Here is a 14,384-nt window from a genome sequence, read left to right as displayed (position 1 = left end):
ACCCGTAGACAGGTCACCTTTCTTCGAACGTCGGCGCGTCGCGTGAGGGCGTCCCCGACAGTCCAGTGAGGCCGGTACACAACGCTGTCCGGACGCGTTCTAGTAGTGTGTATTGTACAAATATCGCAAAACAGTTAAGCGTGTGTATCACCTAGTTCCGACGATGAGCGACAACGACACCATCGAAGAACTCAGGGAACAGAAGATCGAGAACCTGCAGTCCAACGGTGATACCGGAACGCACAGCCCTGCCGATCCGATCCGGATCGGTTCGAGCGCGGATCTCTCCGAGGCCGTCGAGCGTTACGACGTCGTGGTAGCTGATTTCTACGCCGACTGGTGTGGCCCGTGTCAGATGATCGCGCCGGTCGTCGAGGAGATCGCAGCGGAGACTCCGGCGGCGGTCGCGAAGATCGACGTCGACGCGAACCAGCAACTCGCCGGCGAGTACGGCGTCCGGGGGGTCCCGACACTGGTCCTGTTCGCCGACGGCGAGTCGGTCGAGCAGCTTGTCGGGGTCCAGCAGAAGGACGAACTCGTCGCCAAGATCGAGCAGTACAGCTCCTGATCTAGAGGTTCTCGTACGCTTCCTCGACGAGTTCGCCGGTCTGGTCGATGATGTCGGCCATCTCGTCGTCGTCCGGAGCCATCCCGGTCAACCGGGCGAGGCGCATGATGCTGACGTGATAGACCGTCTGGAGACCGGGTTCCTCCTGCCAGACGACGACGTTACAGGGGAAGAGCCCGCCGAGCCGGTTGTCGGAAGCGTCCAGGGCCCGGTCGGCGACCGCCGGGTTACACGCGCCCAGGACGTAGTAGGGGGCACGGTCGGCGTCGACTTTCTCGTTGAGTAGCTCCGACGGGGAGAACTCGGCCGGGAACCCGAATCCGGCGTCCGCGAACGTCTCGCGGACGTGTTCGACGGCTTCCTCGTGGTCCATCTCCAGTGTCGTCCGCTTCTCGCCGATATCTGCCGGGTCGATAGTCGTCGGATCGATTGGGAGCATCGCTGGTACCAGGTTTGGGCGTATGTCACAAAGCTGCTTCGGTCGGGAACGCTCAGTCCGGGACTGGCGTAACGGTCAGCTCGTCGCCCTCCCTGGTCCGGACGTGCCACGTCTCGCCGTCCCGGTCGCGGACGGTCCAGGTGCCCAACAACAGATGCAGGTCCAGTTCGAGCCCGTTGAGGCGCGTTCCGGTCTCGACGATGCGATAGGTGGTCATCCGTCGACCAGTTACAGGGCGCTCGCGAACGTCAGGAGGTCGATCACGAGGACGAACAGGATGACGAGGGCCGCGACGGCGATGATGACCTTCAGGTAGCGTGGGAGTCCATCGGATTCCTCGGGGTCGGACGCGTCGGTCATACCTCATCTGTGGTGGCTTGCCCCCTGTAACCTGTGGTCGGGACCGTCCGATCGGACTCCCCGATGTGGTGGTCGATCCAGTTCGGAGACGACTCCCTGGAGGCGTCGTCGAGCGGTCCGCGATATGCGCCGCCGAGCAACGGATTGTCCCGTCCAGTGGTTTCAAACCGACCGGGGACGCACGTGGGTCCATGACGGACACCGCCTGGATCGGCGAGACGATCACGAGCGACGTGGGTTGGTCGCACTTAGAGCGCCTCGTCGACATCGGGAACCGGATGGCCGGTAGCGACGGCGAACGGGCCGCCGCCGAGGCGACCCGGGACGCACTGGCCGAATACGCAGAGACCGTCCGGTTGGAACCGTTCGACATACAGGGCTGGGAGCGGGGCGACAGCGGGGTCTCGGCCGACGGCGAGCCAGTCGCGACGGCCGACCACGAGGTCATCGCGTTACCCCGATCGCCGGCCGGCGACGCCAGCGGGGAACTGATCGACCTGGGCTACGGGCTGCCGGAGGAGTTCGAACAGACGGACTGTGCGGGCAAGATCGTCATGGTCCGCTCGGACGTGCCCGACTGGTACGACCGGTTCATCCACCGTCGGGAGAAGTACTACCGCGCCGTCGACGCCGGCGCGGCCGGGTTCGTCTACCGCAACCACGTCGAGGGGATGGTTCCGCCGACGGGGAGCGTCGGGACCCAGACCGATCCGCTCGGTGCGATCCCGGCGGTCGGCGTCGCCCGCGAGACCGGCGCTCGCCTCTCCCGTCGGTACGACGGCGAGCCGGTCGCCGTCAGCGTCGACTGTGAGACGCCGGCGGCCACGAGCCGGAACGTCCACGCCGAACTCGGCCCGGAGACCGAGGGGACGGTACTGGTGACGAGCCACGTCGATGCACACGACATCGCCGAGGGCGCGCTGGACAACGGCGCCGGGACGGCGATGCTTGTCGAGGTCGCCCGCGCGCTGGCCGCCCGCGAGGGGGAACTAGACCGACGCGTCGAGTTCGTCGCCTTCGGGGCCGAAGAGGTCGGACTGGTCGGCTCCGAGCGGCTGGCAGCGAAGCGGGACCTGGATACAGTCGACGCCGTCCTCAACTTCGACGGCGTCGTTCGCGAGCGCACCCTGGAGTTTCACACCCACGACTTCGCGGCGATCAAGGAAGCCGTCGACGAGGTGTCCGATCGCCTCGATCACGCCACCGCGACGACGCCCCGACAGGGGCCACACAGCGATCACTGGCCGTTCGTCCAGTGGGGAGTGCCCGGCTGTCACGTCATGAGCGAGACCGCCGACGCTGGGCGGGGCTGGGCACACACCCACGCCGACACCCTGGAGAAACTGGACGTGCGAACGCTGCGCGAACAGGCAGTCGTTCTGACGGAACTGGCCGTCGCCTTCGCCAGTGAGGGGTTCGAGCCGAGCCATCGAGACCCCAAGGAAGTCGCCCGACGCCTGGAGGCCGAGGGGAAGGCCACGGGGATGCGACTGACCGGTGACTGGCCGTACGACGACTGATCAGGCCGGGACGATCCGGTGGAGTCCGGCGTCGGACTCCCCGTTTGTCACCACGTAGAGTTCGCCGTCCGCGTCACGCCCGAACGATCGAACCTGGGCGAGTTTTCCGGTATCTTCCTCCCTCACCGGGAGGGTCGTCGTCGGCCACTGCCGTCCCGCAGCGGGTCGGCTCGCCACGAACAGTCGCCCCTGCGCGACGTAGTCGCCGAAGACGTACCGCCCGTCGAGGCTCGGGAGCGCGTCACCCCGATAGACGTAGCCGCCGATGACGGAGAGACCGCTGACGGGCGCGCCCTCGTGTGGGTACTCGACGATCGGGTCCCGGAGAGGTTCGCCGCCACGGACCGAATCTGGCGTCCGATCGGGACACTCCGAGGCCTGGTAACAGTGGGTCCCCTCGCGGACGTTCCAGCCGTAGTTGCCGCCCCGCTCGACGAGGTCGACCTCCTCGAAGCGACCCTGCCCGACGTCACCGACGAAGAACTCCGAGCCGTCGAAGGAGAACCGCCACGGATTGCGGAGTCCCCAGGCGTACTGTTCGTCGAGTCCCGTCCGGCCGACAAGCGGGTTCTCTTTGGGGATCGCATACGCCCGCCCATCGTCGTGGTTGTCCACGTCGATCCTGAGGATGCTTCCCAGCAGGTTCTCCGTGACGTCCTGGCCGTTGCCGCCGCCGACGCCGTCGTACCAGTCCTCGACGTGACCGCGTCCCTGGTCCCCGCCGGCTCCGCCGTCGCCGACGCCGACGTAGAGGTACCCATCGGGGCCGAACGCGATCGAGCCGGCGTTGTGGTTACTCTGTGGCTGGTGGATCTCCAAAAGAGTGCGTTCGGAGTCGCGTCTGGCCCGCGTCCCGTCGTCAGTCGCCCGGAATTCGCTGAGGACGAACGTGTGGCTGTATCCCGAGGGGAGCCCCGGTCGGCCTGGGGCGCTGTAGCGGACGTAGAACCGACGGTTCTGTTCGAATTCGGGATGGAGCGCCAGTCCGAGCACCCCCTTCTCCCCGCCGGTGGTTACGGCGTCCCGGAGGTCCAGGAACGGCGTCGACGCGAGGCCGTCGGGACCGTGTCTGGCGACGATACCCTCCTGTTGGGCGATATACCGAGCGTCGATGTCCGACGGGAAGACGACATCCAGCGGTGCCGAGAGCGCTGTCGTCAGCGGGTCGAGCCCCACGGCGTCGGGTAGCTCTGTCGACGCCGTCGTCGCCGTCTGTCCCGTCCCGGTATCGGGATCGGTCTGTGTCCCCGTCGGTGTCTCGCCGCCAGAGTCGGTCGTACACCCCGCCATACCGACCGTCGCCACACCAGCCAACGTGGCCAGGTATCGGCGTCGGGTACGGTCGTCGGTCATAGAGAGTCTTGGATTCGCACGTTGAAATACCATGAGGACGACGGCCGCGGATCGACACCGTATCAAATTTTTTCAGTTGTTTTTACCATACATTATTTCGTATGTTCCCGATATATTCCGAGATCGGGAGATATGTAAAACAAACATTTTAGTTACATGGTAATCCATAACATAGACATGGCCGAAACCACCCTCCCTGACGGCCCACGACAGTATCTCAGGGTCTTCAGACACCACGTTAGAGAGCCCATATCCGACGCACAAGGCAGAGTCGCCCGGGAACGCGAGGAGATCGCGGCCGAGCGGTCGGCCTTCGAAGCGTTCAGGACGGCGGTGGCCGACCTCCGTCCCGTCACAGTGTCGCCGTCGAAGCGTCAGCGGTCCGTCGTCGGTCTCGACAGTCAGCCCGACCAAGTCGAGCGACTGTGTGAGACCTTCGAATCGACTGTGATGAGCGTTCCACACTACGAGGCGGTCTACGACGAGTCGCTGTCGCAACACATGCTCGCCGAACTCGGAGATCCCGCCGCAGCAGTCGTCGACTCGCCCACGAACACGATCACTCCCCAGCAACGGTCTGCGCTTCTGACCGCAATCGATCGGACGATCGACGACCGGACTGCCTACGCGGACGTACTCGCCGAGGAAGCCACCGCGCTCGCGACAGCCGACAGTGCGATCAAAGAGATCGTCGAGGGACTCGACGACGTGCTCATCCAGGACTGGTACAAGGCGGAGTTCGAAACTCGACTCGACGAGATTATCCGGGACCGGCAGTCCGTCGTCCACGGGCGGATCTCCCCGTCGCCGATCGACGGCCGCTCGCTCTGTGTCCACCTCTACGCCGACCAACCCTGGACGTTCCCGGTCCTGACTGCTGTCGCACGGTTGCAGGACGCCGTCGTTGTCGAGTGAGACGGTAGCTGGTGGTAGTGCCCAACTCAGTCGGCGTCCGGAAAGGTAAACGCGAGGCTGTACATCCGACCGACCGATTCCTGTTCGATCCCCTCGACGAGGGATCTCGCCCTGTCGCGGAGCGATCGGAGGTGCGCCGACCCGTCTTCGGCAGCCAACTCCTCGATCACCGCCGTGTGTGCCGACAGATGTGAGCGTGTCCACGGCACCGGATCGAGCAGCGTCCGCTCGCGCTGGAACTCCCAGCCGGCACCTTCGAACCAGCGTCGGAGCGCCCCGGACGGGTAAAACGAGAGTGCCGGCGTCCCGGTAGTAGCGTTCGCAGCTGCGTTCTCCAGCCCGAACAGCGTGCTGACGCCCGAGTCCGCCGGCGGCGGGTCGTAGTCGTCGACCACGAGCCGACAGCCCGGGGTAGCGACGCGGGACAGCTCCGTGACGACAGCGTCGAGGGCGGCCGGTGGGAGGACGTTACAGAGTCCGTGGGCCGTGATCACGTCGACCGTCTCGGCATCGACGGGGAGGGATCTGAGGTCGGCCTGAAGGACGTGGAGTCTGCCGTCGGCGTGGCCGACCCGCTCACGGACCGTCCGGGCGTGGTCCCGATCTTTGGTCACCGCGTACACCCGCCGTGCACCGGCCCCGAGCAGCCCGGCCGTCGTGTTTCCGACGCCGGCGCCGGCTTCCAGACACGTCGTGCCCTCGACGGAGACATCCGCCAGCGCCGCCCGGACCGTCTCGGGAACGTCCATCCCTCAGTGGTGGAGTTGTTCCGGCACCGGGCTCTCGTCGTGGCGGAGCCGTTCGACGAGCGAGCGCTGGGCCGCCTCGTCCATGCCGTCGTACTGACTGGCGGCCTGGAGGACCATCGCGACCAGTTTCGGGTCGCCGGGGCTGACGACGCTTGTCAGGCCACGCGAGGCGGCGAAGTCGAACCGTTCGGCGATCTCCTCGGGGGAGTCGACCGGTTCGTACCAGTTCGCGTACGGCCGGTCGGTCTCGGGGAGGTCGTCGGTCGAGGGCCACCGACCCTTCGCGAACGCTTTGATCCCGAGCGTCCCGATCCCGGCTTCCTCGGCGGCCTGTAACACTCCGGCGTAGTCGTGTTCGGCGTCGTCTTTTCCGACGACCACCGGGTTCAGCGGGAACATCAGCGTCTCCAGGTCGTCGATGCGATCGATCGCATCGCGAATCAGCCCGGGGTTGCCGTGGCTCGTGAGTCCGATATGGCCGATCTTTCCGGTCTCCTTGGCCTCCCGGAACGCCCGCAACGCCCCGTCCTCGCCCGTGATCTCGTCGAGTTCCGAGTCGTACTCCAGGCCGTGGACCTGATAGAGGTCGATGTGATCGACGCCGAGCCGGTCCAGCGAACGGTCTAGTTTCCGTTTCGCGCCCTCGTACCCTCGCTCCTGTGTCTTACAGCCCAGGAAGATATCCTCGCGGTGCTGGCGGAGTTTCGGTCCGAGTTTCAGCTCCGCGTCGCCGTAGGCCGGTGCCACGTCGAAGTGGTTGACGCCGTGGTCCAACACCAGTTCGACCATCTGGTTGGCACCCTCCTGTTCTAGCAAGCTGAGCGCGATCGCACCGAAGGTCATGACGCTGCTGTCGTGTCCGGTGTCGCCGAGTGGTCTCGTCTCCATACCGGATCATACAGGTCCGGAGGCATAACAGTTGGTCGTGTCCGCTGTGGGTCCGTCCCCGGTCGGTTTCTCACCGGCGACGGCGAACGGGCGTACCAAAATAGTGATACGGTATAGCTATACTGTGTAGGCAGAGAGAAAGGGAATGACACGGACAAGTTTCGCTGGAAAACGGTCGATCCCCGGAACCTTACCGGGACTGCGTCGGCACGGCGTCGCTGGGTTCCACGCTGGTTCCCGCCGGTTGTGGTGCCGAGTGATACAGCGCTTCCCCCGACTCGATGTCGAACAGGTGGAGCCGGTCGTCGTCGAACCCGAGTTCGACGGTGTCGCCGGGGTAGATCTCGCTCCGGGGTTCGACCTTGGTCCGGAGTTCGCCACCACCGACGTCACAGTGTAGCAACAACAACTCGCCGAGTGGTTCCCGGACGGTGACGGTCGCCGTGAACGTCTCCGAACCGGACGGACAGTTCGCTGCCAGAGAGATGTCTTCGGGACGGACGCCGAAGGCGACTTCGTCGTCGGTCGCCGGGATGCGGTCCGCCGCGGGAAGCGTGACCGTGAACCCGTCGTGGTCGACGACCACTCGTTCGTCGTGGTGTCGAAGGCCGGTCGTGAACACGTTCATCGCCGGTTCGCCGACGAACTCCGCGACGAACCGGTTGGCCGGGTAGTCGTAGAGTTCCTGTGGGGCTGCGACCTGCTGTAACCGACCCTCGTTCAACACCGCGACGCGGTCACCGAGTGTCATCGCCTCGGTTTGATCGTGGGTGACGTACACTGTCGTGGCGTCCAGATCGCGGTGGAGTTTCAGGAGTTCGGCCCGCATCTGGACCCGGAGCTTCGCGTCGAGGTTCGAGAGGGGTTCGTCCAGCAGGAACACGTCGGGTTCACGGACGAGCGCGCGGCCGATCGCCACGCGCTGGCGCTCGCCGCCGGACAGCGCCTCGGGTTTCCGGTCCAGTAGGTCCTCGATGTCGAGCGTCTCGGCGGCGTCATCGACCCGACGCTCGATCTCCTCGGTCGAGTAGTCGCCGACGGATTTCATCCCGAAACGCATGTTCTGGGCCGCGGACATGTGCGGGTACAGCGCGTAGTTCTGGAACACCATCGCGACGCTCCGCTCCTTGGGTGGTCGGTCGGTGACCACCTCGCCGCCGAGCAGTATCTCCCCGTCGGTCGCCGATTCGAGGCCGGCGATCGTCCGCAGCGTGGTCGACTTCCCACAGCCGGAGGGGCCGACGACGACGAGAAACTCGCCGTCACGGACCGTCAGATCGATGCCTTTCACCGCGCGAACGTCGTCGTATCGCTTCTGTAGGTTCTGTAGTTCGATCGTGCTCATGACTCTCACTTCTGCTGGATAGCGAACGTTTCGAGGAGCGGCCGATGGAGTGCGATCAGGACGAGCAGCGGTGGCAGGAGTGCCAACACCGCGCCGGCCATGATCAGGCCCCACCGCGTGAGTCCGGCCTGAGCCGATCCCTGGATGTAGCGAATCCCGACCTGGACGACCTGGCTACTCTTGTCCGTGACCGCGACCAGCGGCCAGAGGAACTGGTTCCAAGCGTAGATGAACGTGATGACGGCGACGCCGGCGATCATTCCCCGGGACATCGGGATCAACACCTTGACCAAGAACGTCAGCGGCCCGACCCCGTCGAGGCGTGCCGCCTCGACCAGCGACGAGGGGATCGACATGAAATGCTGTCGGAACAGGAAGACGGCGGTCGCACTGGCGATGTAGGGGCCGGTCAGCGCCAGCAGGGTGTTCGTCCACCCCAGGTCCGCCATCAGCTGGAACAGCGGAACGATCCGGACCGGGACGGGAAGCAACAGCGTCAGCAGGACGAACATGAACACCCCTCGCTGGAAGGGGAAGTCGTAGTAGACGAGCGCCAGGGCGGCAAGCAGTGACAGGGTGACCTTGCCGACCACGATGACGACGCTCATCACGAGCGAGTTGAGCATGTAGTTCGCGAACCCGTACTCCGTGAGCGCCGTCTGGTAGTTGCTGAGTCCCTGACTGCCGATGCCGAGGTTCGTCACCTGGTACACCTCGGTGGTGGTCTGGGTGCTCATCACGAGCGCGAGCACGAGGGGGGCCGACATCAGAGCGATAGCCCCGACGAGTCCGGCGTGCATCGTGAGGTTCCCCGGGAGCCGTGTCTCGACCGCGTCGGCAACTGTCGTCTGTTGTGTTTTCGTTCCCATTGTCACACCCCGTACTGTGCGTACTCGTCCGAGAGTCTGATCTGCCCGTACATCAGGATCGCCACGAGGACGAACAGCACGACTGATTCGGCCGACGCCAGGCCCAGACTGCTGAACTCGAAGGCGTCACGGTAGAGCTTGAAGATGAGGAAGTTCGTCGCGTCGCTCGGTCCGCCGCTGGTCATCAGGTCCACGAGCGGGAACGTCGAGAAGAAGGAGTAGATCGTGTTCATCACGGCGAGGAAGACGAGCGTCGGGGAGACGAGCGGGATATACACCTTGTACAGCAGTCGGAGGTGCCCGACGCCGTCGATCCGTGCCGTCTCCCGGAGGCTCTCGGGGACGTTGTTCAGTGCCGCCACGAGGAAGATGATGTTGTAGCCCAACTGCTTCCAGATGGCGACGACCGCGACGACCCCGAACGCCTGGGGGCCGCTGTTGAACCAATCGAGCGTGAACGGCGTCAGCAGTTCCAGATAGTGGGTGAAGATACCGAGGTTCGGATGGAGGAGGAAGTTCAGCAGGATAGCCGCTACAGCCGGTGGGAGCGCGTACGGCCAGATGGCCGCGACGAGATACGTCGAGGAACCGACCTCGACGTGAAAGAGCATGTAGCTGATCACGAGCGACAGCGAGAGGGTCCCGACGACGACGATCGCCGCGAACAGGACCGTGATCAGGAAACTGTTGTGGTAGGCCGACGAGGTCGCTAGCTCGGCGAAGTTCCCGAGGCCGACCCAGTTGGTCTGTTGGCCCAGAAACAGCGTCTCGTACAGGCTCAGCCGGAACGTCTCCAGACCCGGATAGTAGAGGAACGCGACCAGCACCACCGCTGTCGGGAGGAGGAGAACGGCAGCCTGCGGGATGGAATCGTACGGTTTCGTTTGGGTCGACATGCTCCCGTGGTTATTCGCTACCGTCGTAGTTCCCGCTGTAGCCGCTGAGCGCCTCTTCGACCTGCGTGTCCATCTCCGAGAGTCCTTCCTGGACCCCGACCTCGCCGTTGATGATGCTGACGGAGAGCTCCTCGTTGATCGTTCGCGCTTCGGGGAACACGCCCATCACGGCACCCCGCGTCGCGGGAGTGTCCTGTGTGTCCTGGAGTTGGTCGAAGGCGGTCCGGAAGTTGGGGTTCTCCTCGAACCAGCCGTCGTCGGTCAGTTGGTCGATCGCGCTCTGTCGGACGGGGAAGTAGCCGCTGTTGCGGTGCCAGCGAGCCTGTTGCTCGGTCCCAGTCAGGTGAGCGACGAACTCTCCAGCGGCTTCCTTCTTCTCGTCTGAGAGCGCGTCGGGGACCCACAGCGATCCCCCGCCGATGACGACGCCGGTGTTGTCGCCGTCGGGGGTCGGGAGATACGCCGACCCGAGTTCGAAGCCGTTCTCCTGTGCGCCGGATTTCATCGAGACCATGTTCGAGGTCGAGTCCCACAACATCGGGACTTTCCCGGTCAGGAACGCCTGACGCGCTTCGCCCCAGGCCTCGATGCCCGGGTTCAGATACAGCCCTGCGTCGGCCATCTCCTTCCACCAGTTGTAGACGTTCCGGCCCGCTTCGCTGTCGAAGTTCGTCTGGGTGGGACGTCCCGAGCGGCCGTTCTGGTTGTTGACGAGGGTCTGGTCCTGTTTGGCGAACTGCTGTTCGACCTGCATCCACGTGTGGTTGGGCCAGGTGATCCCCTGCTCCATCTCCGTCTGATCGACGATGGTCTCGGCCGCGCTGCGGACCTCCGCCAGCGATCGTGGCGGGGACTCGGGATCGAGACCGGCCTCCTCGAAGGCGGTTTTGTTGTACAGCATGATCGTGTTCGAGGAGTTGAACGGCATCGAGTTGAGGGTCCCGTCGATCCGGTAGTAGTTCAGGACCGAGGGGAGGAAGTCGTCGAGGTTCATCTGGTCCTGGGGCAGGATCTCGCCGATGGGCGTGAACGCACCGCTGTCCAGCGCCAGCCGTGTCCCGATCTCGAAGATCTGGATGATTCCGGGCGGGTCACCTGCTCGCGAGGCCTGGAGCGCCTGATTGAGGTTCTGCCGGTACCCGCCGTTGTTGACCGCCTCGATGGTCACCCCGTCGGTTTGCTGGGAGAACTCACCGGCCATATCTTCCAGCGTCGATCCGAGTTCGTCACCGAAGATGTGCCAGAACTCGATCGTGTTCGACGAACCACCGCCGCTCCCGCCGGTGCTCCCGCCGTCGTTCGAACCGCCGCTCCCACCGTCACTCGAACCGCCGCTTCCACCGTCACTCGATTCGCCGCTCCCGCCGGTACAGCCGGCGAGTGCGGCGACGCCGACCGCGCCCGCGCCGGTAACGAACTGTCGTCTCGATACGCCATCTCCGGACTTCGTACTGCGTGCCATCACCTACATGCGGCAACCATGGACCCATTAACTGTGCTATGAGCTACATATATCAGTATTGAGTGGTATGTCGGGTTTTTTCGCTATTGTTCCCGAAAAACTACTATTGAGAGTATATATCCGTCTCTGGAGTGTCACCGTCGAGAGGGAGGGTGAACAGAGTCGGTCGTGTGGCCCGTCTAACGCACGTCCACGTCGGTGCTCTCCCGGTATGGGGCAGTCGTCCGTCGGATCAGTTTCCGACCACGAACGCTTAACACAGGTCCCGTCGAACCGTCGATTACAGCCATAGAGGGGGTTCGAGGCCGCCCTTCAGTGATTCCAGCCATGTACGATACCATCCTCGTTCCGACAGACGGCAGCGATCACGCGCTCCGCGCGGCAGCACACGCGCTCGCACTCGCAGACGCTTTCGACGCGACTGTTCACGTTCTCACCGTTGTCGACGTGGACGCCGCGGCCGGGCCGATCAACGCCGGGGGTGTCACTGACGACTACGTCGAGCGACTGCGTGAGAGAGGACGGGAATCGATCGACGCGATCGAGGCACTCACAGCGGCCGAGTCGGTGGAGGGACACGTCGTGGAGGGGTCGCCCTCGGATGCCATCCTCGACTTCGTCGAGAGTCGCGATATCGACCTCGTGAGTATGGGGACCCACGGCCGGACGGGTGTCCGCCGCTTCGTCGCGGGGAGTGTCACAGAAGACGTGGTCCGGCAGTCGCCAGTCCCCGTCCTTACTGTTCGGGCACAGGACGACGACGCCCCGGTCTCCGGCTACGACGACATTCTCTTTCCCACCGACGGGAGCGAACGGGCCACAGCCACCGTCGATCACTGTCTCGCCCTGGCGAGTGCTTTCGACGCCACCGTCCACGTGATCAACGTCGTCAACCTCGGTGCAGTATCGAGCGGCCCTGACCAGCCACTCCCTGTTGGATTGTTGCAGACGTTACGCGAGAACGGCCAGTCGGCAGTCGACTCCGCGGCCGACCGAATCCGAGAGGCAGGCTGTACTGTCGAGACCGAGGTCCTGGAGGGGTATCCCGCACGCGATATCCTCGACTACGCCGAGGAGCACGGGATCGATCTACTGACCATGGGGACGGCCGGCCAGACCGGTCTCAGCAGGTTTCTCCTCGGGAGTACGACCGAACGAGTCATCAGACACGCATCGGTCCCGGTGGTCGCGGTCAACGCTCGGGACACCACAGCAGAATAACGGTGCTTGTTCGTCCGAATAGGTCTCGACCACGTGTAGTACGGATCTCAGCCGTGTTCCGAGGAATTCTCAGACAGGGAAAAGGGGTTCAGACGCCACGGTGACTATGTCGCCCTCGCGAATCCGTGCTTCCGTTCCGGGGGCGGAATTAACTATCGCCAGTAACAACCAAGGGATATGCGCGTCCTCGTGACGGGAGCGACCGGGTTCGTCGGTGGCCATCTCGTCCCTGCGTTATTGGAAGCCGGTCACAAGGTGGTCGCGATGGTTCGGGATCCCAGCGAGTACGACCCGCCATCCGGGGTCGAAGTACGTGAGGGGGACGTACTCGATTCGAATCTCAAACTGCCACCCGCCGATGCGGCGTACTATCTGATCCACTCGATGGGCGCCGACGGGGACTTCTCCGAACTCGACCGCCGGGCAGCCCGGAACTTCGTCGAGGCCGTCGACGCGGCAGGGATCGGTCGGATCATCTATCTCGGTGGCCTGGGTGACGACGACGCGGATCTCTCGGAACACCTGCGCTCTAGGCGGGAGGTCGAACAGCTACTCGGTGAGGGGGAGGCCGCACTGACGGCGCTCAGGGCCGCCATCGTCATCGGCGACGGGTCGGCCAGCTTCACCGTGATCCGGCAACTCACCGAGCGATTGCCCGTGATGGTGACGCCGAGTTGGGTCCGGACGGACTGTCAGCCGATCTACATCGACGACGTGATCGCCTATCTCGTCGGAGTATTAGAAGCGCCGGCCACAGCCGGCCGGACCTTCGAAATCGGTGGTCCGGAAGTGTTGACTTACCAGGACATCCTCGTCCGGACCGCGAAGCTCCACGTCGGCCGGCGACCGCTCATCCTCCCGGTCCCAGTGCTGACGCCAGGTCTGTCGGCACGGTGGCTGGGGCTCGTCACCGACGTACCCGTCGGTGTGGCCAAACCCCTCGTCAACGGGCTAAAGAACAGGGTCGTGGTCACCGACGATAGCATCACCGACTACGTCGACGTCGAATTGACTGCATTCGAGGAGGCTGTGCGGCGGTCGCTCGAAGACGGTACCGCTCGGCGGCGGGAACGTTCCCCAGCCTGATCAGTGGCAGCTCGGCAGACCTGAGTGCGTCGCGATCGGGTTGTAAGACGCTATCGGGAGGTGGTAGATCGGGAGTGAAGTGTTAACCAACAATCTCCGGGACAATCCGGGCTTGTTGGTTAAGCTATCCGCCAACGGCGACCGCCACACACCTCTATCGATGTGTTCGGATACGAGTGGGTCCGTCCAGACCCACCAGACACACCTCTATCGAAGTGTTCCAACGGGTATTTTCCCGGGATAGAGGGAGGGCCACACACCTCTATCGATCTGTCGCCGTATCGAATCAGACAGAGACTCACGAGCGATCCGAAGCAGTTGGAGAGTCAGAGAACGTCTTCTCGACAAAGAGGCCAGAGGTGAAAACCACTGGTTCAAACGGCAAAACTGGTGAGTACGGTGTCTGGTCGAGGGATTGCCCGTCCACCGATGGAGAGACGGCCGGCACAGACACACCCCTCTATCGATGTGTTCAGGACGATCGTGTGGGTCGGACGATGGCACCGGTCCGGGCCGACTAGTCAGATGGAAGGGACGGGCAGAACCGGGAAGGATAAACAGAGTGTATATAATAGGCAGTAGCAGACCTAGCAAAGCAACTTTGGAGTGTTGAGAATGATGGAGTGAGAGATGGATGAGTCCAGTGGTCTGTCCATGGAGATACACGAAGGGAGGTACAGATTGAACACTTCGATAGAGGTGTGTGTGGGTCC

Annotated in this window: 15 protein-coding genes; 5 read left to right on the top strand and 10 right to left on the bottom strand. The window is 64.0% G+C overall.

Annotated elements, in window-relative coordinates; translation table 11 throughout:
- Positions 1-163 precede the first annotated feature (163 nt).
- Complete coding sequence (trxA, locus tag P0204_RS16690) at positions 164-568, top strand: thioredoxin (RefSeq protein ID WP_276223827.1); 405 nt, start codon at positions 164-166, stop codon at positions 566-568.
- Position 569: 1 nt separating this feature from the next.
- On the opposite strand, the gene P0204_RS16685 is transcribed toward trxA, so the two are convergent.
- Genes P0204_RS16685 through P0204_RS16675 form a run of 3 tightly spaced genes read right to left on the bottom strand, consistent with a single transcriptional unit; the run spans position 570 to position 1,367 of the window.
- Positions 570-1,007: a DUF302 domain-containing protein gene (locus P0204_RS16685; protein WP_276223826.1), complete on the bottom strand. Its 438-nt coding sequence runs from the start codon at positions 1,005-1,007 to the stop codon at positions 570-572.
- Between the two features lie 52 nt (positions 1,008-1,059).
- On the bottom strand, positions 1,060-1,224 hold the full coding sequence (locus P0204_RS16680) for a hypothetical protein (protein WP_276223825.1): 165 nt from the start codon (positions 1,222-1,224) through the stop codon (positions 1,060-1,062).
- 11 nt (positions 1,225-1,235) lie between these two features.
- The gene (locus tag P0204_RS16675; protein ID WP_276223823.1) at positions 1,236-1,367 is read right to left on the bottom strand and encodes a hypothetical protein; all 132 of its coding nucleotides are present in this window, start codon (positions 1,365-1,367) and stop codon (positions 1,236-1,238) included.
- A 191-nt stretch (positions 1,368-1,558) separates the two neighbouring features.
- Here P0204_RS16675 and P0204_RS16670 point away from each other — a divergent pair, with 191 nt between their 5' ends.
- Entirely contained in the window at positions 1,559-2,887 is a 1,329-nt protein-coding gene (locus tag P0204_RS16670; protein WP_276223821.1) for a M28 family metallopeptidase, read from the top strand.
- Here the strand turns inward: P0204_RS16670 and P0204_RS16665 are convergent, their stop codons facing one another.
- Positions 2,888-4,240 (bottom strand): PQQ-dependent sugar dehydrogenase, encoded by a 1,353-nt coding sequence (locus P0204_RS16665; RefSeq protein WP_276223819.1) that lies wholly within the window; start codon positions 4,238-4,240, stop codon positions 2,888-2,890.
- A gap of 177 nt (positions 4,241-4,417) precedes the next feature.
- Between P0204_RS16665 and P0204_RS16660 the strand changes: the two genes are divergently transcribed.
- Complete coding sequence (locus tag P0204_RS16660; RefSeq protein WP_276223818.1) at positions 4,418-5,155, top strand: DUF7260 family protein; 738 nt, start codon at positions 4,418-4,420, stop codon at positions 5,153-5,155.
- Between the two features lie 26 nt (positions 5,156-5,181).
- Here P0204_RS16660 and P0204_RS16655 read toward each other — a convergent pair whose 3' ends face one another.
- The 6 genes from P0204_RS16655 to P0204_RS16630 form a co-directional block, all read right to left on the bottom strand.
- Positions 5,182-5,904 carry a class I SAM-dependent methyltransferase gene (locus P0204_RS16655; RefSeq protein ID WP_276223817.1) on the bottom strand — a complete coding sequence of 241 codons (723 nt, stop codon included), beginning with the start codon at positions 5,902-5,904 and terminating at the stop codon, positions 5,182-5,184.
- 3 nt (positions 5,905-5,907) lie between these two features.
- Positions 5,908-6,792, bottom strand: coding sequence for an aldo/keto reductase (locus tag P0204_RS16650; RefSeq protein ID WP_276223816.1), 885 nt, complete (start codon positions 6,790-6,792; stop codon positions 5,908-5,910).
- Between the two features lie 190 nt (positions 6,793-6,982).
- Positions 6,983-8,137 carry an ABC transporter ATP-binding protein gene (locus tag P0204_RS16645; RefSeq protein ID WP_276223814.1) on the bottom strand — a complete coding sequence of 385 codons (1,155 nt, stop codon included), beginning with the start codon at positions 8,135-8,137 and terminating at the stop codon, positions 6,983-6,985.
- A 5-nt stretch (positions 8,138-8,142) separates the two neighbouring features.
- A complete protein-coding gene (locus tag P0204_RS16640) occupies positions 8,143-9,006 on the bottom strand; it encodes a carbohydrate ABC transporter permease (RefSeq protein ID WP_276223812.1) in 864 nt (287 codons plus the stop codon).
- Positions 9,007-9,008: 2 nt separating this feature from the next.
- Positions 9,009-9,902: a carbohydrate ABC transporter permease gene (locus tag P0204_RS16635; protein WP_276223811.1), complete on the bottom strand. Its 894-nt coding sequence runs from the start codon at positions 9,900-9,902 to the stop codon at positions 9,009-9,011.
- Positions 9,903-9,912: 10 nt separating this feature from the next.
- The gene (locus P0204_RS16630; protein WP_276223809.1) at positions 9,913-11,364 is read right to left on the bottom strand and encodes an ABC transporter substrate-binding protein; all 1,452 of its coding nucleotides are present in this window, start codon (positions 11,362-11,364) and stop codon (positions 9,913-9,915) included.
- Between the two features lie 327 nt (positions 11,365-11,691).
- Here P0204_RS16630 and P0204_RS16625 point away from each other — a divergent pair, with 327 nt between their 5' ends.
- Both P0204_RS16625 and P0204_RS16620 read left to right on the top strand, forming a co-directional pair.
- A complete protein-coding gene (locus tag P0204_RS16625) occupies positions 11,692-12,585 on the top strand; it encodes a universal stress protein (protein WP_276223807.1) in 894 nt (297 codons plus the stop codon).
- 177 nt (positions 12,586-12,762) lie between these two features.
- Positions 12,763-13,671, top strand: a complete 909-nt coding sequence (locus P0204_RS16620; RefSeq protein WP_276223806.1) for an NAD(P)H-binding protein — start codon at positions 12,763-12,765, stop codon at positions 13,669-13,671.
- Positions 13,672-14,384: the final 713 nt, after the last annotated feature.

The sequence above is a fragment of the Haloarcula halophila genome, assembly GCF_029278565.1.
GTDB lineage: Archaea > Halobacteriota > Halobacteria > Halobacteriales > Haloarculaceae > Haloarcula > Haloarcula halophila.
Note: the sequence above shows the minus strand (reverse complement) of the source record. Positions and strands in the feature narration are given on the sequence as shown.

Excerpts from the sequence above, each read along its gene's own strand:
- P0204_RS16625 (WP_276223807.1), top strand. The coding sequence starts at position 11,692 with ATGTACGATACCATCCTCGTTCCGACAGACGGCAGCGATCACGCGCTC.
- P0204_RS16635 (WP_276223811.1), bottom strand. The coding sequence starts at position 9,902 with ATGTCGACCCAAACGAAACCGTACGATTCCATCCCGCAGGCTGCCGTT.
- P0204_RS16640 (WP_276223812.1), bottom strand. The coding sequence starts at position 9,006 with ATGGGAACGAAAACACAACAGACGACAGTTGCCGACGCGGTCGAGACA.
- P0204_RS16620 (WP_276223806.1), top strand. The coding sequence starts at position 12,763 with ATGCGCGTCCTCGTGACGGGAGCGACCGGGTTCGTCGGTGGCCATCTC.
- P0204_RS16680 (WP_276223825.1), bottom strand. The coding sequence starts at position 1,224 with ATGACCACCTATCGCATCGTCGAGACCGGAACGCGCCTCAACGGGCTC.
- P0204_RS16645 (WP_276223814.1), bottom strand. The coding sequence starts at position 8,137 with ATGAGCACGATCGAACTACAGAACCTACAGAAGCGATACGACGACGTT.
- P0204_RS16660 (WP_276223818.1), top strand. The coding sequence starts at position 4,418 with ATGGCCGAAACCACCCTCCCTGACGGCCCACGACAGTATCTCAGGGTC.
- P0204_RS16685 (WP_276223826.1), bottom strand. The coding sequence starts at position 1,007 with ATGCTCCCAATCGATCCGACGACTATCGACCCGGCAGATATCGGCGAG.
- P0204_RS16675 (WP_276223823.1), bottom strand. The coding sequence starts at position 1,367 with ATGACCGACGCGTCCGACCCCGAGGAATCCGATGGACTCCCACGCTAC.
- P0204_RS16630 (WP_276223809.1), bottom strand. The coding sequence starts at position 11,364 with ATGGCACGCAGTACGAAGTCCGGAGATGGCGTATCGAGACGACAGTTC.
- P0204_RS16650 (WP_276223816.1), bottom strand. The coding sequence starts at position 6,792 with ATGGAGACGAGACCACTCGGCGACACCGGACACGACAGCAGCGTCATG.
- trxA (WP_276223827.1), top strand. The coding sequence starts at position 164 with ATGAGCGACAACGACACCATCGAAGAACTCAGGGAACAGAAGATCGAG.
- P0204_RS16655 (WP_276223817.1), bottom strand. The coding sequence starts at position 5,904 with ATGGACGTTCCCGAGACGGTCCGGGCGGCGCTGGCGGATGTCTCCGTC.
- P0204_RS16670 (WP_276223821.1), top strand. The coding sequence starts at position 1,559 with ATGACGGACACCGCCTGGATCGGCGAGACGATCACGAGCGACGTGGGT.
- P0204_RS16665 (WP_276223819.1), bottom strand. The coding sequence starts at position 4,240 with ATGACCGACGACCGTACCCGACGCCGATACCTGGCCACGTTGGCTGGT.